Here is a 20462-nt window from a genome sequence, read left to right as displayed (position 1 = left end):
GCCGAGCGGGTTCGGTCGGCCACGACGGCCCGTCGTAGCATCTGACGCGTGAGCCCCCTCCCCCTCGTCACCGGCGAGGTCTCGACCCGGACGGTCCGTCGCTGGGCCTGGGCGAGCCTCGTGGCGAACACCGTCATCATCGTCACGGGGGCGCTCGTGCGCCTCACCGGCTCCGGCCTCGGCTGCCCGACGTGGCCGCGCTGCACCGACGAGTCGTTCGTGCCGCACCGCGAGCTCGGCGCGCACGGGGTCATCGAGTTCGGCAACCGGCTGCTCACCTACGTCCTCATCGCCGTCGCCGTGCTGACCTTCGTCGCCGTCTGGCGCTGGAGCCGCACGAGCCGGTCGCTGCGGGTCCACGCGTTCCTGCTGGCGTTCGGCATCCCCTTCCAGGGCGTCGTCGGCGGCATCACCGTGCTCACCCAGCTCAACCCGTGGGTCGTCGCGATCCACCTCCTCCTCTCGCTGTTGCTCGTCGCCGGGTCGGTGTGGCTGCTCCTGCGCGTCACGGACCGGCTCGGGACGCCCGCGGCGCCGGGTCTGCGGCGCGCGACCCTCCTCATGCAGGTGCTCGTCTGGGTCGTCGTCTACCTCGGCACCGTCGTCACCGGCAGCGGCCCGCACGCGGGCGATGCCGACGCCCCGCGCAACGGCCTGGACCCGCAGGTGTGGAGCCACGTGCACGCCGTGGGTGTCTACGCCCTCGTCGCCGTGACGGTCGTCCTCTGGTGGGGCTCGCGCGGCACGGCCCTGCGCGGCCCGGTCACGACGCTGCTCGTCGTCGAGCTCGCCCAGGGTGCGATCGGCTTCGCGCAGTACTGGACCGGTCTGCCCATCCCGCTCGTCGCGCTGCACCTGCTCGGGGCCGCCGTGCTCGTCGCCGCCGCCACGCGCGTCCTGCTCCTGTCCCGCGGGGTGCTCGTGCCGGGCACGCCGGCTGCGCGCCGGCGCGACGCCGCCCTCACCGCCTGAGGCGCCCGGCCCGACCGCTCAGGGGTCCAAAAGGCCGGTGCTGCGGGCGACGGCCACGGCCTCGCCACGGCTCGCTGCCCCGAGCTTGGCGAGGATGTTCGACACGTGCACGCTCGCCGTCTTCGTCGTGATGAACAGCTCGCGCCCGACCTCCCCGTTGGACCGCCCGAGCGCGAGCAGCGCGAGCACCTCGTGCTCGCGCGCCGTGAGCCCCTGGGTGGGGCCACGGTCGGTGGCGAGGGCGTCGAGCGCGGTGAGCAGCGGCGCCGCCCCGAGCGACAGGGCGACCACCCGGACGTTCTCGAGCACCCCGTCCGCCCGGCGGTCCCCGGTCGACAGGAGCACCTCCCCCAGCCGCAGGCCGGCCCGGGCGCCCTCGTAGGGGTCTCCTCGCTCCTCGGCCAGGGTCACGGCGTCCTCCCAGGCCGTCACGAGGGTCTCGGCCTCGACCGGCTCACCTGCGGCGCGCCGCAGGCGCAGCCGCTCCGCGGCGAGCCGCGCCAGCCACATCCGCCCCTCCAGCTCGGGTCCGGGCGAGCCCTCCGGCCAGACGAGGAGCGCCTCCGCGGCGAGCCGCTCCCCCTCGTCGAGCAGCCGCCCGCGGGTCGCCGCCGAGGCCGTCGACGCGGCGCTCGCCAGGTGCCCCACGACGAGGGCGGCCAGACGGACCTCCACCGGTGCGTGCTCGACCGACCAGGCCGCGCGCAGCGAGGTCACGAGCTCGGCGCGCAGCGCCAGGACCCGGTCGATCACGCCGCAGCGCCCCAGCACGTCGAGCGCCGCGACACCGGCCTGCACCGGGATGCGGGAGTCGTCCGGCCAGAACGGGCGCCCGGCCGCGAGGGTGGCCTCGACGTCGGGCTCCCCACGCGCGGCGTGGACGTAGCCCACCGCCGCGTCGATGCTGGCGCGCGCCGACGGCGACGCGCCGACGCGGCCACGCTCCGCGAGCTCCAGCGCGTGGTCCCACCGACCGAGCTCGAACGCGACGGTGATCGCGAGGGCGAGCGCGTCGACCGAGTAGACCGAGGCCGCGAGGCCCGCGCGGCGCGCCTCGTCGACGACGCGCTCGAAGCCGGCGAGCGCCGCGGGAAGGTCGCTCTGCCGGTGGTGCACGACGGCGAGGATGTGCAGCGCCCGGAGGAACGCGAGGTCCGGGGTGTCCCGCCAGCCCTCGACGACCCCCTGGAGGCGCCGGACCGACCCGTCGGGGTCGCCCGCGGCCTGGGCGAGCCAGGCGAGGTTCGAGCTGAGGTCGACGCGGTCGGCGTGGAGGCCGTGCTGGACGGCGAGGCCCATCGCCTCGTCGGCGACGGCGAGCGCCTCCTCGACCAGCCCGGCGTCGGTCAGCGCGTCGGCGCGACGGGTCAGGACCGACACGCGCAGGGCCACGGGGGCGTCGGCGTCGAGGAGCGAGAGCGCCTCAGCGGTGACGGTCAGCCGGTCGACGCGCTCCTCCGTCAGCCGTGCGGCGTACGCGAGGGCCACGAGCAGCTCGGCCCGCTCGCGGGGCGCCCCCTGGGCATCCGCCAGCCTGGCCCGCAGCAGTGCGACGGCACGGCCGGCGCGTCCGGCCCCGTTGGCGGCGGCCGCGGCACGCAGGGTGAGGTCGTGCACGATCGCGGGGTCGTCGGTGAGCCCCAGCGCGGTCTCGTAGTGACCCAGCGCCTCGGCCGGTCCACCCATCCGGCGGGCGGTGTCCCCGGCCCGGGCCGAGGCGTGCAGGGCGGTGGCGCGGTCGCCGGCCGCGAGGGCGTGGCGCGCGAGGTCCGCCGCCACACCGAGCCGCTCGTCCTCGCGCAGGGCCTCGACGCAGGCGCGGTGCAGCTGGAGGCGCTCGGTCGGCAGCAGGTCCTCGGACACCGCCTCGGCCAGGAGGGCGTGCCGGAACTCGTAGCCGAGCTCCCCCCACGGCTCGAGCACGTGGTGCTCGACCGCCTGTCGCAGGGCCGAGCGCAACGTCCGGGGCGGCACGTCGGCAACCCGCTCGAGTAGGGCGTGCGGCACGCGCCGGCCGACCACGGCGGCCACCCGGACGACGGCCTGCGCGTCGTCGTCGAGCCGCTCGACCCGCCCGAGGAGGAGCCGGCCGAGCTCGGGCGCCGAGCCGTCGGCCGCCGCGACGGCCAGCTCCTCGGCGAGGAAGGCGTTGCCCTCGGCGCGGGCGGTCACCTCGTCGACGAGCGGGTCGGGCAGCGCCGCGGCGCTGTGGACGATCCGGCGCACGGCGTCGTCGGGCAGTCGCCCGAGCTCGAGGCGGGCCAGGCGCGGCAGCCGCGACCAGACGGCGAGCGCCGGGGCGAGCGGGTGCCGGCGGTGCACGTCGTCGCTGCGGTAGGTGACGACCAGCGAGACGCCCTCGGGCGCACCGCGCGTGAAGAGCAGGGTCAGCAGCTCACGGGTGGACTCGTCGGCCCAGTGCGCGTCCTCGACGACGACGAGCGCGCCGCCCTCGCGTCCGAGGACGCCCAGCACCGCGTGGACGGCCTCCACCAGGTCGGCGCGGGCCGTCTCCCTCGCCGAGGCGGAGAGCCGAGGCACGAGCGGGACGAGGCCGGGGTGCGCCTCGACGAGCTCGTCGACGAGGTCTCGCTCGCGCCCGTCGAGGGCGGCCAGCATCTCGACGAAGGGCAGGTACGGCAGGGTCCCGACGTCACCCACGCAGTGGCCGAGGAGGATCCGCCGGGTCGTGGTCTCGTCGACGAGGCGGGCGACCACGGCGCTCTTCCCGATGCCGGCGTCGCCGCCGAGGAGGACCGCCCCACCGTCCCCCGGTCCGCCGAGGGCCTCCCGCAGCCGCCCCAGCTCGGGGTCACGGCCGACGAGGACGGCACTCGGACGGGTGGGCACGGTGCCGATCATGGCACCCGTCACGGGTGGCGGGGGCGACCCGGCGCGAGCACCGGGCGCGACGCCCGGCGGCGCAGGCGCTCGGCGAGCCGGCGCACGGGGTGGCCCGGTGCTCCGCGGTCCGGGGTCGACGCGATGCGGGTGCTCCCCCACCGCTCGAGGCGGTACTCGAGCTCGGCGCGGACGAAGAGCGGGTCGGCGGAGGTGTTCACGGTGGTCTCCTCTCGGTGCCGGCGGCCGGGTGCCGCCGACCCCTCCACCGTCGGGCGCTGAGGCAGGGCGGCACATGGGGCGTCCTCCCGGATCGGCAGTGCGACGCGGGCCCTGAGGTACCTCAGGTGGCTGTCCCGTCGTGCCCGATATCCACAAGATGCCTTGCACAACACTCATTGTGAGTTTACCGTCAAGCGCATGACCCGACCCGAGATCCGCACGCTGCGCGACGCCGCCCCCCTCGCGGCGCTCGCCCACCCCTTCCGCTCCCGGATGATGGACTCGCTCAAGGTCGACGGCCCCGCCACCGCCTCGATGCTCGCGGCCCGCACGGGTCAGGCCGTCGGCAACGCGAGCCACCACCTCAAGGTGCTCGCCCGGGCCGGGCTCGTCGAGGAAGCCCCCGAGCTCGCGCGCGACCGCCGCGAGCGGTGGTGGCGCCTCGTCTCCGCCGGCACCCGGTGGAGCAGCGCCGACCTCGCCGACGACCCCGCCGCCGCCACCGCGGCCCGCGAGGCCGAGGCGCTCCAACTGCGACGGCAGGTCGAGCGCATCACCACCTGGCTGGCCGACCGCGACGCCGACCCCGCGTGGGAGGACGCGGCCTTCGCCAACCAGAACTGGCTGCGCCTCTCCCCCGCCGAGCTCCAACAGGTCGCCGAGGAGACCATCGCCCTCTACCGCCGCTGGGCCGACCGCGACGTGCCCGACGACGGCGTCGAGCGCGAGCCGGTCCTCGTCGTCGCCCGGGGGTTCCCGTGCCGTCCGTGACGGGCGCCGTCCGCGTCGCGACCGAGCCACCACCCCTGCGCCGCAACCGGAACTTCCGCCTGTTCTGGGGCGGCGAGGGGGTCAGCGTCCTCGGGGCGATGACGACCACGGTGGTCGTCCCGCTCCTCGCGGTGACGACCTTCGACGCCGGGCCCGGCTGGATGGGGCTGCTGACGGCCGCCGCGTGGCTGCCCTGGCTCCTCGTCGGGCTGCCCGCCGGCGCCTGGGTGGACCGGCTCGACCCGCGCCGGGTGATGCTCGTGGCCGACCTCGTCGCGGCGGCCGCCGTCGGCTCCATCCCCGTCGCGGCCCTGCTCGGGGTGCTCGACCTCCCGCACCTGCTCGCCGCGGTGCTCGCGAACGGCACGTGCGCCGTGTTCTTCCGGACGGCCTACGGCGCCTTCGTGCCGCGCGTCGTCCGCGCCGCCGACCTCGACACCGCCAACGGCCGCCTCTACGGCACCGAGTCGGCGATGCAGGTCGCCGGGCCGGGCGTCGGCGGCCTGCTCGTCCAGCTGGTCGGGGCGGCCACCGCCGTCGTCGCGGACGTCGTCGGTTTCCTCGTGTCGGCCGCCTGCCTGTGGCGGATGGACCCCGCCGCGCTCCGCCCCCCGCCGGAGCGTCCTGCCCGCGAGCCGCTGCGCCGCGAGATCGCCGACGGCGTGGGCGTCGTCGCGCGCGACCCGTACCTGCGCTTCTTCACGCTCCAGGGCGCCGCCTCGAACTTCGCGCTCACCGGCTACGGGGCGCTGCTCGTGCTCTGCCTCGTCCGCGACCTCGACGTCGCGCCGGGCACGGTGGGCCTCCTCGTGGCCGCGGGCAGCGTCGGCGGTCTGGTCGGCGCGGCCGTCGCCACGCCCCTCGCGCGACGGGTCGGCACCGCACGGGCGATGCGATGGCTCCAGGTGCTGGGCGGCCCGACCGCCCTGCTCGTCCCGCTCGCCGCCCCGGGCGCCGCGGTGGCCCTGGTCCCCCTCGGCGTCGCCCTCGTCGGGGTCGGTGTCGTCGGGGCCAACGTCGTCCGGTCGGCGTTCCGGCAGCGTTGGACCCCACCGACCTTGCTCGGCCGGACCATGTCGGCCTCGTCGGTGCTCAACTTCGGCACGATGCCGCTCGCCGGGCTCGCCGCCGGCTGGCTCGGCAGCACGCTCGGGGTCCGCGAGACCGTCATCGCGATGACCGCGCTGCACGCGCTCGTGTCGCTCGCGGTCTGGGTCGGGCCCTATCGCACCGGCCGCGACCTGCCCGCGGGGGTCAGCGCAGCGGTAGGTGGAGCAGCGGGTCGACGGCCACCGCGAGGAACACGACGGTGACGTACGTGATCGAGTAGTGGAAGAGGCGCATCGGCTTGAGCGCCAGGCCGGTGACCCCGCGGCGCGCGGCGCCCAGGAGGCGGTGGGCCTCGGCGACGAAGAGCGCGCCGGACGCGACGGCCACGACCGTGTAGAGCCAGCCCATCGACGCCACCGGCACGAGCGCGAGCGAGACCGCCACCATGACCCAGGAGTAGGCGACGATCTGACGTCCCACCGTGACCGGCCCCTTCTCGACGGGGAGCATCGGCACCTCGGCCGAGGCGTAGTCGTCCCGGAAGGCCATCGAGAGCGGCCAGTAGTGCGGCGGCGTCCAGAAGAAGATGACGAGGAAGAGGACGAGCGCCGGCCAGCCGACCGAGCCGGTGACGGCGGACCAGCCGATGAGCGTCGGCATGCAGCCGGCGATCCCGCCCCAGACGATGTTCTGCGACGTGCGCCGCTTGAGGAGCATCGTGTAGCCGACGGCGTAGAGGGCGATGGCCAGCAGCGACAGCGCGGCCGAGAGGACGTTGACGACGAGGGCGAACCACACCGTCGACGCCACCGTGAGGACGCCGCCGAAGAGCATCGCCTCGCGGACGGTGACCTCGCCGGTGACCATCGGCCGGCTGCTCGTGCGGTGCATCAGCCGGTCGATGTCGCGGTCGTAGACCGAGTTGAAGGTGTTCGCCGCGCCGGCGCTGAGGATGCCACCGGCCAGCGTCGCGACGACGAGCCACAGCGAGGGGACCCCGCGCTCGGCGAGGAACATCACGGGCACGGTCGTCACGAGCAGGAGCTCGATGATGCGCGGCTTGGTGAGTGCCACGAAGGCCCCGACGCGTCGCGGACCGCGGCGGGCGGAGACCGCCGCGGGAGCGGTCGTCACGGGGGTGGTGGCCACGTCGTCCTTCGGGTCGGCCGGAAGCGTGCCCGGCGATTCTATCCGCCCGCGGGAACCACCCGTGACGCCCCCGGTCGTCACCCCCTCACGCAGGGCTAGGGTGGTTGCCAGTTGCGTCACACGGCGCCCTCACCGCCGGTGGCGACGTCACGAGCACGTCCCCGCGAGAGAGGAACCCCTTGAGCCCCACCGCCCGTCCCCGTTCCGCGTCCCCCGTCGCCGGCCGCTCCCCCGAGCTCTCGAAGCCGGTGGCCCGCAAGGCGAAGTGGTCGGACCTCGACGTCCGCGCCGTCGACACCGCCCGCATCCTCGCCGCCGACGCCGTCCAGCACAAGGGCAACGGCCACCCCGGCACCGCGATGAGCCTCGCGCCCGTGGCCTATCTGCTCTACCAGCAGGTGATGAACCACGACCCGTCCGACCCCTCCTGGCTCGGCCGCGACCGCTTCGTCCTCTCGTGCGGCCACTCGTCGCTGACGCAGTACGTCCAGCTCTACCTCTCGGGCTACGGCCTCGAGCTGTCCGACCTCAAGGCGCTGCGCACCTGGGACTCGCTGACCCCCGGCCACCCCGAGGTCCACCACACCAAGGGCATCGAGATCACGACCGGCCCGCTCGGCTCCGGCCTCGCCTCGGCCGTCGGCATGGCGATGGCCCAGCGCCGCCAGCGCGGCCTGCTCGACCCCGAGGCCAAGCCCGGCCAGAGCCCGTTCGACCACCACGTGTGGGTGCTCGCCTCCGACGGCGACCTCATGGAGGGCGTGTCGGCCGAGGCCTGCTCGCTCGCCGGCCACCAGGAGCTCGCCAACCTCACCGTCGTCTACGACGCGAACCAGATCTCCATCGAGGACGACACCGACATCTCGTTCAGCGAGGACGTCGCCCAGCGCTTCGAGGCCTACGGCTGGGACGTCGTCGACGTCGACTGGCGCCAGTCCGACGACCCGGCCGGCACGCCGGAGTACACCGAGGACGTCGACGCCCTCCTCGCCGCGCTCGAGAAGAGCCGGAAGGGCAAGCGCCCCACCCTCGTCCGCCTGCACACCGTCATCGCGTGGCCCGCCCCGTCGGCGCGCGGTACCGGCAAGGCCCACGGCTCCGCCCTCGGCGACGACGAGGTCGCGGCCACCAAGGAGATCCTCGGCTTCGACCCGAAGAAGTCCTTCCCCGCCGAGCGCGAGGTCCTCGCCCACGCCCGCGAGGTCAAGAAGCGTGGCAGGGCCGCCCACCGCGAGTGGGACAAGGGCTACAAGGCATGGCGGAAGGCCAACCCCGACCGCGCCGCCCTCCTCGACCGGCTCGTCGCCGGCGAGCTCCCGAAGGACTTCGCCAAGGCCCTCCCGGTCTTCGAGGCCGACGAGAAGGGCCTCGCCACCCGTGCGGCCTCCGGCAAGGTCCTCGGCGCCCTCGCCGACGTCCTCCCCGAGCTCTGGGGCGGTTCCGCCGACCTCGCCGAGTCCAACAACACGACGATGGCCGGCGCCGACTCGTTCATCCCGACGAGCCGCCAGACCGCCGAGTGGAAGGGCGGCCCCTACGGCCGCACGCTGCACTTCGGCATCCGCGAGAACGGGATGGGCATGATCCTCAACGGGATCGCGCTCGAGGGGATGACCCGCCCCTACGGCGGCACCTTCCTCGTCTTCTCCGACTACATGCGCCCCGCGGTGCGCCTCGCGGCCCTGCAGCAGCTGCCGGTGACCTTCGTGTGGACGCACGACTCCATCGGTCTCGGCGAGGACGGCCCGACCCACCAGCCGGTCGAGCACATCGCGTCGCTCCGCGCCATCCCGCAGCTCGACGTCGTCCGCCCGGCCGACGCCAACGAGACCGCCGAGGCGTGGGCCGAGATCCTCCGCCGCCGCCGCACCGCGGGCCTCGCCCTCTCGCGCCAGAACCTGCCGACGATCGACCGCACGACGCACGCGAAGGCGAGCGGTGTCCGCAAGGGCGCGTACGTGCTCGTCGACGGTGGCAAGAACGGCGACGAGGCGCCCGAGGTGATCATCGTCGCGACCGGCTCCGAGGTGAGCCTGGCCCTCGCCGCGCGTGAGCGCCTCGAGCGCTCCGGCACCCGCACTCGCGTGGTCTCCATGCCGTGCCGGGAATGGTTCGAGGAGCAGCCGCGCTCCTACCAGAGCAAGGTCCTGCCCCCCGAGGTCAAGGCCCGTGTCAGTGTCGAGGCGGGTGTCGCCATGGGATGGCACGACCTCGTCGGGGACGCCGGTCGCTGCGTCAGCCTCGAGCACTTCGGGGCCTCGGCCGACGCCGGGACGCTGTTCCGCGAGTTCGGGTTCACGCCCGAGGCGGTCGCCAAGGCCGCCAAGGACTCGCTCAAGGCGGCGCGCACGGCCACCGGTGTCCCCGCCGTCACCGACACCGCTCCGCGGGCGAAGTCCTCCCGCGCCGCCGGCAACACGAAGACGCCGAGCCGCAAGGCCTCGGCAGGGAAGTGAGAGCCGCATGACCACACCGAAGCCCCTCCAGGACCTCGCCGCGAACGGCGTGTCCGTCTGGCTGGACGACCTCTCCCGCGACCGCATCTCCTCGGGCAACCTCCAGGAGATGATCGACGAGCACGGCGTCGTCGGCGTGACGACCAACCCGTCGATCTTCCAGGCCGCCCTCGCCGAGGGTCACGCCTACGACGAGCAGGTCTCCGAGCTCGCCGGCGCGGGCAAGGACGTCGACGAGACCGTCTTCGCGCTCACCACGCGCGACGTGCGGGACGCCTGCGACGTCTTCATGCCCGTGTACGAGCGCACCGACGGCGAGGACGGCCGCGTCTCCATCGAGGTCGACCCGCGCTCGGCCCACGACACCGCGAAGACCGTCCGCGAGGCCAAGGCCCTCGCGGCCGAGGTCGACCGGCCGAACGTCCTCATCAAGATCCCGGCGACCGTCGAGGGCCTGCCTGCCATCTCGCAGGTGCTCGCCGAGGGCATCTCGGTCAACGTCACGCTGATCTTCAGCCTCGACCGGTACCGCGCCGTGATGAACGCCTTCCTCACCGGTCTCGAGCAGGCCCGCGAGAAGGGCAAGGACCTCTCGCGGATCCGCTCCGTCGCGTCGTTCTTCGTCAGCCGCGTCGACGGCGAGATCGACAAGCGCCTCGACGCCATCGGCACGGACGAGGCGAAGGCCCTGCGCGGCAAGGCCGGCCTGGCCAACGCCCGCCTCGCCTACCAGGCCTACGAGGAGGTCTTCTCGACCCCGCGCTGGGCCTCGCTCGAGGCGGCCGGCGCCCACCCGCAGCGCCCGCTCTGGGCCTCGACCGGTGTCAAGGACCCGGCCTACCCGGACACGATGTACGTCACCGAGCTCGTCGCCCCCGGCACCGTCAACACGATGCCGGAGAAGACGCTCGACGCCACCGCCGACCACGGCGAGGTCACCGGCGACACCGTGACCGGCTCGTACGCCGAGGCCACCGAGGTCCTCGACGGGCTCGAGCGCCTCGGCATCTCGTACTCCGAGGTCGTCGACCTCCTCGAGCGCGAGGGCGTCGAGAAGTTCGAGAAGTCGTGGACCGAGCTCCTCGACCGCGTGCAGAGCGAGCTCGAGAAGGCCGCCGCGTGAGCACGATCGACGTCTCCGCCACCGGGGCCGCCGCCGACGCCGTCACGCGGCACGTCCCGCAGCTCGTCGCCGACCGGGTGGCGAGCCGGCTCTTCGCGCAGGACGACACCCTGTGGGGCGAGGCCGCGCAGGACGAGGCGTCCAAGCGCCTCTCCTGGACCGGTCTCCCCCGCAGCTCGCGCCCGCTCGTCGGCGAGATCGCCGCGATCCGGTCCGAGCTCCAGGAGTCGGGGTACGACCGCGTCGTCCTCTGCGGGATGGGCGGCAGCTCGCTCGCGCCGGAGGTCATCTGCGGCACGGCCGGGGTCCCCCTCGTCGTCCTCGACTCCTCCGACCCCGACGTCGTCCGCGGCGCGCTGACCGACCTCGACCGCACGGTCGTCGTCGTCTCCAGCAAGTCCGGGTCGACCGTCGAGACCGACAGCCAGCGGCGCGCCTTCGAGGCCGCCTACCGCGAGGCGGGCATCGACCCGACGACGCGGATGGTCGTCGTCACCGACCCGGGCAGCCCGCTCGACGGGCAGGCGCGCGAGGCGGGCTTCCGCGTCGTCAACGCCGACCCCGAGGTCGGCGGCCGCTACTCGGCGCTCACTGCGTTCGGGCTCGTCCCGTCCGGTCTCGCCGGGGCGGACGTCGAGGCCCTCCTCGACGACGCCGAGCTCGTCGCCGACCTGCTCGCCGCCGACGACGAGGCGAACCCGGCGCTGCGCCTGGGCGCGGCGATGGCCGGCACCGAGCCGCTGCGCGACAAGCTCGTCCTCGTCGACGCCGGCACCGAGAACGTCGGCTTCCCGGCGTGGGCCGAGCAGCTCATCGCCGAGTCCACCGGCAAGGAGGGCACCGGCATCCTCCCGGTCGTCGCGATCGGCACCGAGCCGGCGCACCTCTACGCCGACGGCACGGTCGTCCGGCTCGTGGCCACCGACTCCGACGACGACGGCGAGGACGGCGACTCGGTCGTCACGGTCGCCGGTCGCCTCGGGGCGCAGATGCTCCTGTGGGAGGCCGCGACCGCCGTCGCCGGCCGGCTCCTCGGCATCAACCCGTTCGACCAGCCCGACGTCGAGAGCGCCAAGGCCGCGGCCCGCGAGATGCTCGACGCCGGCATCGGCGCCGGTGACGACCCAGCCTTCACCGACGGGGCCGTCGAGGTCCGCGCGCTCGGTGGCGACTGGCTCGGCGACGCCGGCTCGGTCGACGCCGCCGTCGACGCCCTCCTCGCCGGTCTCGACGCCGAGCACGGGTACGTCGCCGTCATGGCCTACCTCGACCGCGAGGCCGACGCCGACCTCGAGCAGGTCGCGCGCGACCTCTTCGAGCGCACCGGCCGCCCGGTGACCTTCGGCTGGGGCCCCCGCTTCCTGCACTCCACCGGCCAGTACCACAAGGGCGGGCCCGCGACCGGGGTGTACGTGCAGGTCACGGCCGACCCGGCCCAGGACCTCGAGGTGCCCGGGCGGTACTTCACCTTCGGCCAGTTCATCGCCGCGCAGGCGGCCGGTGACGCGAAGGTCCTCGCCGAGCACGGCCGTCCCGTGCTGCGCCTGCACCTGACCGAGCACGACGCCGGGCTGGCCCGGGTCCGCGCGGCCCTGGGACGGGGCGCATGAGCCCGGCCCGCGTCACGGCCGAGCAGAACCCGCTGCGGGACCCGCGCGACAAGCGCCTGCCCCGGATCGCGGGCCCCTGCTCGATGGTGCTCTTCGGCGTCACCGGCGACCTCGCCCGCAAGAAGCTCATGCCGGCGATCTACGACCTCGCCAACCGCGGTCTCCTGCCGCCCGGCTTCTCGCTCGTCGGGTTCGCCCGCCGCGACTGGGAGGACCAGGACTTCGGGAAGATCGTCTACGAGTCGGTCAAGGAGCGTGCCCGCACCCCGTTCCGCGAGGAGGTGTGGCGCACGCTCGCCGAGGGCATCCGGTTCGTCCCGGGCAGCTTCGACGACGACGCCGCGTTCGACCTCCTCGCCGAGACGGTGGCCGAGCTCGACGAGCAGCGCGGCACCGGCGGCAACCACGCGTTCTACCTCTCGATCCCCCCGGGGTCGTTCGCGACCGTGTGCGAGCAGCTCGAGCGCTCCGGCCTCTCGACCCCGCAGAGCGGGTCGTGGCGCCGGGTCGTCATCGAGAAGCCGTTCGGGCACGACCTCGCCTCCGCCCGCGAGCTCAACGACATCGTCGAGAACGTCTTCCCGGCCGACTCGGTCTTCCGGATCGACCACTACCTGGGCAAGGAGACGGTCCAGAACCTCCTGGCGCTGCGCTTCGCGAACCAGATGTTCGAGCCGGTGTGGAACGCGAACTACGTCGACCACGTGCAGATCACGATGGCCGAGGACATCGGCATCGGCGGCCGGGCCGGCTACTACGACGGCATCGGCGCGGCGCGCGACGTCATCCAGAACCACCTGCTCCAGCTGATGGCCCTCACGGCCATGGAGGAGCCGGTGTCGTTCGACGCCCAGGGGCTGCGCCTCGAGAAGGAGAAGGTCCTCTCGGCGGTGCGCATCCCCCACGACCTCGCGACCGGCACGGCGCGCGGGCAGTACGCCCGCGGCTGGCAGGGCGGCGAGGAGGTCGTCGGCTACCTCGACGAGGACGGCGTCGCCGTCGGCTCTGCCACCGAGACCTACGCCGCCGTGCGCCTCGAGGTCGACACCCGGCGCTGGGCCGGCGTGCCGTTCTACCTGCGCACCGGCAAGCGGCTCGGCAAGCGCGTCACGGAGATCGCGGTCGTCTTCAAGCAGGCGCCGCACCTGCCGTTCACGCACACCGCGACCGAGGAGCTCGGGCAGAACGCCATCGTCATCCGGGTCCAGCCCGACGAGGGCGTCACCCTGCGCTTCGGGGCCAAGGTGCCGGGCTCGCAGATGGAGGTGCGCGACGTGACGATGGACTTCGGGTACGGCCGGGCCTTCACCGAGTCCTCCCCCGAGGCCTACGAGCGCCTCATCCTCGACGTGCTCCTCGGCGAGCCGCCGCTCTTCCCGCGGCACGAGGAGGTCGAGCTCTCGTGGCAGATCCTCGACCCCATCGAGAGGTTCTGGGCGACGAAGGGCAAGGCCCCCGAGCAGTACGCGTCGGGTGGCTGGGGCCCCGCGTCGGCCGACGAGCTGATGCACCGTGACGGACGCGAGTGGAGGCTCCCGTGACCACCACCCCCATAAGTTCTCCGCTCGTTCCTCGCTCCGATACTGATGGGGGACCCCGGTGATCGTCGACCTGCCCAACACCTCGACCGCGGCGGTCTCGAAGAAGCTCGTCGCCCTGCGCTCGGACACCGGCGCGATGGCGCTCTCGCGGGTCCTCACCCTCGTCGTCGTCGTCGACGAGGCGGAGGCCGAGGAGGCCATCGAGGTCGCCAACGACGCGAGCCGGCAGCACCCCTGCCGGATCATCGTCGTCGTCGGGAGCAACCGACGTGGCGCCGCGCGCCTCGACGGCCAGATCCGCGTCGGCGGCGACGCCGGCGCCTCCGAGGTCGTCGTGCTCCGGCTCTACGGCCCGCTCGCGCGGCACGGTCGCGCCGTCGTCACGCCGCTGCTGCTCGCCGACTCGCCGATCGTGGCGTGGTGGCCGGCCGAGGCACCGAAGGACCCCTCCACGGACCCGATCGGCGAGATGGCCCAGCGCCGCATCACCGACTCGGCCCGGACGCAGGGCCCCCCGAAGACCGTCCTCAAGCGCCTCGCGAAGTCGTACGCACCCGGTGACACCGACCTCGCGTGGTCGCGCATCACGCTGTGGCGCGGGCTGCTCACGGCCGCCCTCGACCAGCCGCCGTTCGAGCCGGTCACCGAGGCCCTGGTCGTCGCGGCCCCGGACAGCCCCTCCGGCGAGCTGCTCGCCGGGTGGCTGGCCAGCCGGCTGCGGTGCCCCGTGTCGCTGGCCCGCTCCAAGAGCGGCTCGGGCATCATCTCGGTCCGCCTCGAGCGCAAGAGTGGCACCGTCGACCTCGTCCGCCCCGAGGACGGCAGCACCTCGATGCTGCGCCAGGTCGGCCAGCCCGACCGCACGCTCGCGCTGCCGCACCGCTCCGACGCCGAGTGCCTGGCCGACGAGCTGCGCCGGCTCGACCCCGACGAGGTCTACGAGGACGCCCTGACCAAGGGCTTCCCGACGCTGACCACCTCGAAGCGCACCGCGAGCGAGGCGGTCAGGGCCGGGGCGGCACCGTCGCCGGCCGAGGCCGAGCGCACGACCCAGCGCCTGCGCCGGGCGGCCCGCGTCGCCGGCAGCTCGGCGATGGTCGAGAAGCGCCCGATGCCCGAGGACGGCGCGGACACCGAGACCGTCAAGGCCGCCGCGGCGGCCAAGCTCGCCGAGGTCAAGGAGCGTCGCTCGTGAGCGGGAGCACCGTCGTCGTCCACCCGTCCAAGCAGGCCCTCGCCGACGCCGCGGCGGCCCGGCTCGTCGTCGCGCTCGTCGACGCGCAGTCCGCCCGCGGGGTGGCCCACGTGTCGCTGACCGGCGGCTCGATGGGCTCCGAGATCGTCCGCTCGCTCGCCGCCACCCCGGCACGGGCGGCGGTCGACTGGGGGCGGGTCCACGTCTGGTGGGGCGACGAGCGCTACCTGCCGGCCGGCGACCCCGACCGCAACGACACCCAGAACGACGAGGCCGGTCTCGACACCCTCGGTCTCGACCCGGCGCACGTCCACCGCGTCGCCGGCCCGGACGCGTCCGCGTCGGCCGAGGAGTCGGCGCAGGCCTATGCGGACGCCATCCACGCAGCCGGCAACGGCGCGTTCGACGTCATGGTGCTGGGGGTCGGGCCGGACGGGCACATCGCCTCGCTCTTCCCGCACCACCCGGCCGCGGCGACGACCGACGCGATGGCCGTCGCGGTGCACGACTCCCCCAAGCCGCCGCCGGACCGGGTGTCGCTGACGCGCGAGTGCCTCGAGCGCTCGCGCCTCGTGTGGTTCCTCGTCGCCGGCGGCGACAAGGCGGACGCCGTCCGTCGTGGGGTCACCGGGTCGCCGTTCGAGGAGACGCCCGCCGCGCACGTCCACGGCAGCGAGCAGACGCTCTGGCTCGTCGACACCGACGCCGCCGCCGACCTGGACCGGGGCTGACGCCGTGGGCATCCTCGACCGCTGGCGCTCCCGCGGCGACGACGACGCGGTCGTGGCCGACGACGGGCCGGGTGGCAGCGACGGCGTCGAGCCGGTCGAGGAGGTCGCGACGCGCCCGCTGACCGGCGAGGAGGAGGCGCGGCTCGAGGCCTACCGCCTGCGCTACGCCGAGCACGGCATCGACCCGGCCGACCTGGCGACGATCGCCGCGGCGTGGTCGGCGGCGCTCGCGCGGGGCGACGAGGCCGAGGGACCCGAGGCCGTGACGGTCGTGGCGACGGCGGTCGGCGACCACCTCGTCGGCGCCGGCTACCGCTGGGTCGTCAGCACCGACCCGTTCGGCACCGACGTCGCCGTCGAGCCGCCGCGCCGCGGGGTGCCGGTGGTCGTGCGGACCCTCGTCGCGGTGCGGTGGATGCAGCGCGAGCAGGACTGGGTCGAGAACGTCGTCGGCCACCTCGCCCGCACCGCCCGCCGCTGAGGCACTCCCCCGTTGCGGTTCGAGGTGAAACCCGACCACCAGGAGGTTGGGTTTCACCTCGACCGAGCGCGGACCTGGCTGAGTTGTCAGTGCTCGCGCGCCCGCTGTCGTTCGCTCCACCCCTTGACGCAGTCATGATGAGCGGTCGCGTCCGGCCGCTCATCATGACTGCCCCAGCATCCGGAGCACACGGGACGAGCGGCGGCTGGGCGACCGCTCATCATGACCGCCCCCACATCCGGAGCAACCAGGATGAGCGGCGGCTCGACGACCGCTCGTCATGAGTGCGTCAGCATCGGGAGCGAACGACAGCGGCGGGCCGACCCCTGTGACTCTGGGTGTCCGGGGCCGGAGGGGTACGGAGCTCGGGACCGACAGCACGCCCAACACGCAGCGACCCCCGGCCGGGCGGCCGGGGGTCGCGTGCGTCGTGCGAGAGGCTCAGCGCCTCACTGGATGAGGCCGCGGCCGCGCAGGCTCGCGAGGGCCTCGTCGAGGATGGCCTGGCCGTCCTCGTCCGAGCGGCGCTCCTTCACGTACGCGAGGTGCGTCTTGTAGGGCTCGACCTTCGGCGGGGCCGGCGGGTTGTCCCGGTCCTGCCCGGCCGGGAAGCCGCAGCGCGGGCAGTCCCACTGCTCGGGGACGACCAGGCCGGCCTCCTCGGCGAAGCTGGGCTTCGTCTCGTGCCCGTTGGAGCACCAGAAGGAGACGTAGCGCCGGGGCGCGGCCTCACCGCGCTCGGCCTCGCCCATCGGGCCCGCGCCGACGCGCGAACCACGGATCGCGTTACCACCAGCCATCGTCCAGCCCCTCTCAGGCGAACCGCTCGAGGACGCCGAGACCGACGACGCAGGTGAACCACACGGCCGCCACCCCGACGGTGATGCGGTCGAGGTTGCGCTCGGCCACCGACGAGCCGCCGAGCGAGCTCGACATGCCACCGCCGAACATGTCCGAGAGGCCGCCACCCTTGCCCTTGTGGAGCAGGATGAGGAGGGTCAGGAACAGGCCTCCGATGACCAGGAGGACCTGGAGGCCGATGCGAACCGCGTCCACGGAGGGATCCTTCGCTGTGGGGGTCGGGGACAACCGGACAAGGATAACCGCTGCCCGGCCCGGCCGCCGCGACCCCGGGGGGCGCGGCGGCGCGGATCGGGTCAGACGGTGCCGCGGTGGTCGCGGAAGCGGCAGATGGCCGCGAACTCGCCGGCCTCGAGCGAGGCCCCGCCGACGAGCGCGCCGTCCACGTCGTCCTGGGCCATGATCGCCGCGACGTTGCCGGACTTGACCGAGCCGCCGTAGAGCACGCGGATGCCGTCCGCGACGTCGCCGGAGTACAGCTCGGCGAGCTTGGTGCGGATGGCCCCGCACACCTCCTGCGCGTCCTCGGGGGTCGCGACCTCGCCGGTGCCGATGGCCCAGACGGGCTCGTAGGCGACGACGACGGTGCGGGCCTGCTCGGCGGGGACGTCCGCGAGGCCGGCCTCGACCTGCGCGAGGACGTGCTCGACGTGCGTGCCGGCCTGGCGGATCTCCAGGCCCTCGCCGACGCAGAAGATCGGCGTGAGCCCGGCGGCGAACGCGGCCTTGACCTTGCCGTTGACGACCTCGTCGGTCTCGCCGTGGTACTCGCGCCGCTCGCTGTGGCCGACCGCCACGTAGGAGCAGCCGAGCTTGGCGAGCATCGCGCCGCTCACCTCGCCGGTGTACGCCCCGGAGGCGTGGGCGGAGAGGTCCTGCGCGCCGTGCTTGAGCTCGAGGCGGTCACCGTCGATGAGCGTCTGGACGCTGCGGATGTCGGTGAACGGCGGCAGGACGACGACCTCGACGGCGCCGAAGTCGTGCTTGCCGTCCTTGAGCGTCCAGTCGAGCTTCTGCACGAGGTGCGTCGCCTGGAGGTGGTCCAGGTTCATCTTCCAGTTCCCCGCCATGAGCGGGGTGCGGCCGGAGGCCATTCAGTGCTCCTTCGTGAGGATCGCGATGCCGGGCAGCTCCTTGCCCTCGAGGTACTCGAGGGAGGCGCCACCACCGGTGCTGATGTGGCCGAACTGGTCGTCCGAGAAGCCGAGCTGCCGCACGGCGGCGGCGGAGTCGCCACCCCCGACGACGGTCAGCGCGCCGCCCTCGGTCGCGTCGACGAGCGCCTGCGCGACGGCCTTCGTGCCGGCCGCGAAGGGCTCCATCTCGAACGCGCCCATCGGCCCGTTCCAGAACACGGTGCGCGCGTCGGCGAGCTTCTCGGCGTACAGGCGGGCCGACTCGGGGCCGATGTCGAGCCCCATCGTGTCGGCCGGGATGGCGTCCGCGGCGACCGTGTCGACCTCGGTGTCGGCCGAGAACTCCCGCCCGACGACGACGTCGACCGGCAGGACGATCTCGACGCCCTCGCGCTCGGCGCGCTCGAGGTAGCCCTTGCACGCGTCGACGCTGTCGGCGTCGAAAAGGCTCGTACCGATCTCGTGGCCCTGGGCCGCGAGGAAGGTGAAGAGCATGCCGCCGCCGATGAGCAGGCGGTCGGCCGTGCCCATGAGGTTGTCGATGACCGCGAGCTTGTCGGCGACCTTGGCGCCGCCGAGGACGACGGCGTAGGGGCGCTCGGGCGACTCGGTGAGGCGCTCGAGCACCTCGACCTCGTCGTGGACGAGCCCGCCCATGGCCGAGGGCAGCCGCGTCGCGACGTCGTAGACCGACGCCTGCTTGCGGTGGACGACGCCGAAGCCGTCGGAGACGAAGGCATCGGCCAGCCCGGCGAGGGCGTCGGCGAACTCGGCGCGGTCCTCGTCGGACTTCGCGGTCTCGCCGGCGTTGAACCGGAGGTTCTCGAGGAGGACGACGTCACCGTCGGCCATCCCGTCGACCGCGGCCCGCGCGCTCTCCCCCACCGTGTCGGTGGCGAAGACGACGTCGCGGCCGAGCAGCTCGGAGAGCCGCCCGACGACGGGCCGGAGGGAGTACTTCTCCTCCGGCGCGCCCTTGGGGCGCCCGAGGTGGGCGCACACGATGACGCGTGCGCCCGCCTCGGACAGCTGCCGCAAGGTGGGGACCGACGCCCGGATGCGGCCGTCGTCGGTGATCGTCGTGCCGTCGAGCGGCACGTTGAGGTCTGACCGGACGAGGACGCGCTTGCCGCGCAGGTCGCCCAGCGAGGCGATGTCAGCCATGGGTCGGTCGGTCCCCCCGGCTCACAGGCTCTTGCCGACGAGGGCGGTGATGTCGACGAGGCGGTTGGAGTAGCCCCACTCGTTGTCATACCAGCCGACGACCTTGACCTGGTTGCCGATGACCTTGGTCAGGCCGGAGTCGAAGATGCACGAGCTCGGGTCGGTGACGATGTCGGCGGAGACGATCGGGTCCTCGGTGTACTTGAGGTAGCCCTTGAGCGCGCCCTCGGCGGCCTTCTTGACGATCGCGTTGACCTCCTCGACGGTGGTCTCGCGGCCGGCCTCGAAGGTGAGGTCGGTGGCCGAGCCGGTCGGGGTCGGGACGCGGAGCGCGTAGCCGTCGAGCTTGCCCTTGAGCTCGGGCAGGACGAGGCCGATGGCCTTCGCGGCGCCGGTGCTCGTCGGGATGATCGACAGGGCGGCGGCGCGGGCGCGACGCAGGTCCTTGTGCGGGCCGTCGAGCAGGTTCTGGTCCTGCGTGTAGGCGTGCACCGTCGTCATGAGCCCCTTGACGATGCCGAGCTCGTCGTTGAGGGCCTTCGCCATCGGCGCGAGGCAGTTCGTCGTGCACGACGCGTTGGAGATGACGTGGTGGTTCGCCGGGTCGTAGTCGGCGTCGTTGACGCCCATGACGAAGGTGGCGTCCTCGTTCTTCGCCGGCGCGGAGATGATGACCTTCTTGGCGCCGCCGGCGATGTGGGCCTTGGCCTTCTCGCCGTCGGTGAAGATGCCGGTGGACTCGATGACGACGTCGGCGCCGACCTCACCCCAGGGGATGTCGGCGGGGTTGCGCTCGGCGAAGACGCGGATGGTCTTGCCGCCGACGGTGATGGAGTCCTCGGTGTGCGAGACGTCGTCGGCGAGGACGCCGAGGACCGAGTCGTACTTGAGGAGGTGCGCGATGGACGCGTTGTCCATCAGGTCGTTGGCGGCGACGATCTCGATGTCGGCGCCGGACGCCTGCACCGCGCGGAAGAAGTTGCGCCCGATGCGGCCGAAGCCGTTGATGCCTACGCGAACGGTCACTTGCGTTGCCTTCCGATGGGGAGGGTGAGGACGGGGCGGGTCCCACGTCCCTGTGGTCCACCACACACCCTAGACCCCACCCGGGAGGACCATCACGGTGTCCGGGGTACGGGCGAGTAACCGTTTACGCACG

The 20462-nt window shown here is 73.8% G+C and carries 18 protein-coding genes; 10 read left to right on the top strand and 8 right to left on the bottom strand.

All coding sequences use genetic code 11. From position 1 onward, the window contains the following. The first annotated feature begins 48 nt into the window (after nucleotides 1–48). Complete coding sequence (locus KMZ30_RS17045; RefSeq protein WP_215511774.1) at nucleotides 49–972, top strand: COX15/CtaA family protein; 924 nt, start codon at nucleotides 49–51, stop codon at nucleotides 970–972. 18 nt (nucleotides 973–990) lie between these two features. On the opposite strand, the gene KMZ30_RS22460 is transcribed toward KMZ30_RS17045, so the two are convergent. Continuing rightward, a complete protein-coding gene (locus KMZ30_RS22460; protein WP_215511775.1) occupies nucleotides 991–3822 on the bottom strand; it encodes a helix-turn-helix transcriptional regulator in 2832 nt (943 codons plus the stop codon). 20 nt (nucleotides 3823–3842) lie between these two features. Further along, on the bottom strand, nucleotides 3843–4034 hold the full coding sequence (locus tag KMZ30_RS17035; RefSeq protein ID WP_215511776.1) for a hypothetical protein: 192 nt from the start codon (nucleotides 4032–4034) through the stop codon (nucleotides 3843–3845). A gap of 199 nt (nucleotides 4035–4233) precedes the next feature. Here KMZ30_RS17035 and KMZ30_RS17030 point away from each other — a divergent pair, with 199 nt between their 5' ends. Both KMZ30_RS17030 and KMZ30_RS17025 read left to right on the top strand, forming a co-directional pair. Continuing rightward, nucleotides 4234–4806 carry an ArsR/SmtB family transcription factor gene (locus tag KMZ30_RS17030; protein ID WP_215511777.1) on the top strand — a complete coding sequence of 191 codons (573 nt, stop codon included), beginning with the start codon at nucleotides 4234–4236 and terminating at the stop codon, nucleotides 4804–4806. Continuing rightward, nucleotides 4803–6119, top strand: coding sequence for an MFS transporter (locus KMZ30_RS17025; RefSeq protein ID WP_215511778.1), 1317 nt, complete (start codon nucleotides 4803–4805; stop codon nucleotides 6117–6119). Before KMZ30_RS17030 ends, KMZ30_RS17025 begins: the two co-directional genes overlap by 4 nt. Here KMZ30_RS17025 and KMZ30_RS17020 read toward each other — a convergent pair. After that, nucleotides 6061–6990, bottom strand: a complete 930-nt coding sequence (locus KMZ30_RS17020) for a heme o synthase (protein WP_207021986.1) — start codon at nucleotides 6988–6990, stop codon at nucleotides 6061–6063. The genes KMZ30_RS17025 and KMZ30_RS17020 overlap by 59 nt on opposite strands. 194 nt (nucleotides 6991–7184) lie before the next feature. On the opposite strand from KMZ30_RS17020, the gene tkt reads away from it, so the two are divergent. Genes tkt through KMZ30_RS16985 form a run of 7 tightly spaced genes read left to right on the top strand, consistent with a single transcriptional unit; the run spans nucleotide 7185 to nucleotide 16142 of the window. Continuing rightward, nucleotides 7185–9461, top strand: coding sequence for a transketolase (gene tkt / locus KMZ30_RS17015; RefSeq protein ID WP_215511779.1), 2277 nt, complete (start codon nucleotides 7185–7187; stop codon nucleotides 9459–9461). A gap of 7 nt (nucleotides 9462–9468) precedes the next feature. Then, nucleotides 9469–10584: a transaldolase gene (tal, locus tag KMZ30_RS17010; RefSeq protein ID WP_215511780.1), complete on the top strand. Its 1116-nt coding sequence runs from the start codon at nucleotides 9469–9471 to the stop codon at nucleotides 10582–10584. Further along, nucleotides 10581–12194 (top strand): glucose-6-phosphate isomerase, encoded by a 1614-nt coding sequence (locus KMZ30_RS17005; protein WP_215511781.1) that lies wholly within the window; start codon nucleotides 10581–10583, stop codon nucleotides 12192–12194. The genes tal and KMZ30_RS17005 overlap by 4 nt, the downstream gene beginning before the upstream one ends. Further along, complete coding sequence (gene zwf / locus KMZ30_RS17000; protein ID WP_215511782.1) at nucleotides 12191–13735, top strand: glucose-6-phosphate dehydrogenase; 1545 nt, start codon at nucleotides 12191–12193, stop codon at nucleotides 13733–13735. The genes KMZ30_RS17005 and zwf overlap by 4 nt, the downstream gene beginning before the upstream one ends. Nucleotides 13736–13793: 58 nt before the next feature. Then, nucleotides 13794–14930 carry a glucose-6-phosphate dehydrogenase assembly protein OpcA gene (gene opcA, locus KMZ30_RS16995; RefSeq protein WP_215511783.1) on the top strand — a complete coding sequence of 379 codons (1137 nt, stop codon included), beginning with the start codon at nucleotides 13794–13796 and terminating at the stop codon, nucleotides 14928–14930. Further along, nucleotides 14927–15661, top strand: coding sequence for a 6-phosphogluconolactonase (pgl, locus tag KMZ30_RS16990; protein ID WP_215511784.1), 735 nt, complete (start codon nucleotides 14927–14929; stop codon nucleotides 15659–15661). The genes opcA and pgl overlap by 4 nt, the downstream gene beginning before the upstream one ends. Nucleotides 15662–15665: 4 nt before the next feature. Continuing rightward, nucleotides 15666–16142 carry a hypothetical protein gene (locus KMZ30_RS16985; protein WP_215511785.1) on the top strand — a complete coding sequence of 159 codons (477 nt, stop codon included), beginning with the start codon at nucleotides 15666–15668 and terminating at the stop codon, nucleotides 16140–16142. Between the two features lie 449 nt (nucleotides 16143–16591). Here KMZ30_RS16985 and KMZ30_RS16980 read toward each other — a convergent pair whose 3' ends face one another. The 5 genes from KMZ30_RS16980 to gap all read right to left on the bottom strand — a co-directional run bounded on the left by KMZ30_RS16980 (nucleotide 16592) and on the right by gap (nucleotide 20329). Beyond that, nucleotides 16592–16942 (bottom strand): RNA polymerase-binding protein RbpA, encoded by a 351-nt coding sequence (locus KMZ30_RS16980; protein ID WP_084696763.1) that lies wholly within the window; start codon nucleotides 16940–16942, stop codon nucleotides 16592–16594. A 13-nt stretch (nucleotides 16943–16955) separates the two neighbouring features. After that, nucleotides 16956–17198 carry a preprotein translocase subunit SecG gene (gene secG, locus KMZ30_RS16975; protein ID WP_030528391.1) on the bottom strand — a complete coding sequence of 81 codons (243 nt, stop codon included), beginning with the start codon at nucleotides 17196–17198 and terminating at the stop codon, nucleotides 16956–16958. A 101-nt stretch (nucleotides 17199–17299) separates the two neighbouring features. After that, nucleotides 17300–18097: a triose-phosphate isomerase gene (gene tpiA / locus KMZ30_RS16970; RefSeq protein WP_215511786.1), complete on the bottom strand. Its 798-nt coding sequence runs from the start codon at nucleotides 18095–18097 to the stop codon at nucleotides 17300–17302. Next, nucleotides 18098–19303 (bottom strand): phosphoglycerate kinase, encoded by a 1206-nt coding sequence (locus tag KMZ30_RS16965; protein ID WP_215520078.1) that lies wholly within the window; start codon nucleotides 19301–19303, stop codon nucleotides 18098–18100. Between the two features lie 21 nt (nucleotides 19304–19324). After that, a complete protein-coding gene (gap, locus tag KMZ30_RS16960; RefSeq protein ID WP_030528388.1) occupies nucleotides 19325–20329 on the bottom strand; it encodes a type I glyceraldehyde-3-phosphate dehydrogenase in 1005 nt (334 codons plus the stop codon). Between the last annotated feature and the right edge of the window lie 133 nt (nucleotides 20330–20462).

This window comes from Phycicoccus mangrovi (genome assembly GCF_018729305.1).
In the GTDB taxonomy this organism is placed as follows: domain Bacteria; phylum Actinomycetota; class Actinomycetes; order Actinomycetales; family Dermatophilaceae; genus Phycicoccus; species Phycicoccus jejuensis.
Note: the sequence above shows the minus strand (reverse complement) of the source record. Positions and strands in the feature narration are given on the sequence as shown.

What these genes read in the sequence shown, in the direction of transcription:
- KMZ30_RS16980 (WP_084696763.1), bottom strand. Translation starts at nt 16,942, where the DNA reads ATGGCTGGTGGTAACGCGATCCGTGGTTCGCGCGTCGGCGCGGGCCCG.
- tal (WP_215511780.1), top strand. Translation starts at nt 9,469, where the DNA reads ATGACCACACCGAAGCCCCTCCAGGACCTCGCCGCGAACGGCGTGTCC.
- KMZ30_RS16965 (WP_215520078.1), bottom strand. Translation starts at nt 19,303, where the DNA reads ATGGCTGACATCGCCTCGCTGGGCGACCTGCGCGGCAAGCGCGTCCTC.
- KMZ30_RS17030 (WP_215511777.1), top strand. Translation starts at nt 4,234, where the DNA reads ATGACCCGACCCGAGATCCGCACGCTGCGCGACGCCGCCCCCCTCGCG.
- zwf (WP_215511782.1), top strand. Translation starts at nt 12,191, where the DNA reads ATGAGCCCGGCCCGCGTCACGGCCGAGCAGAACCCGCTGCGGGACCCG.
- tpiA (WP_215511786.1), bottom strand. Translation starts at nt 18,097, where the DNA reads ATGGCCTCCGGCCGCACCCCGCTCATGGCGGGGAACTGGAAGATGAAC.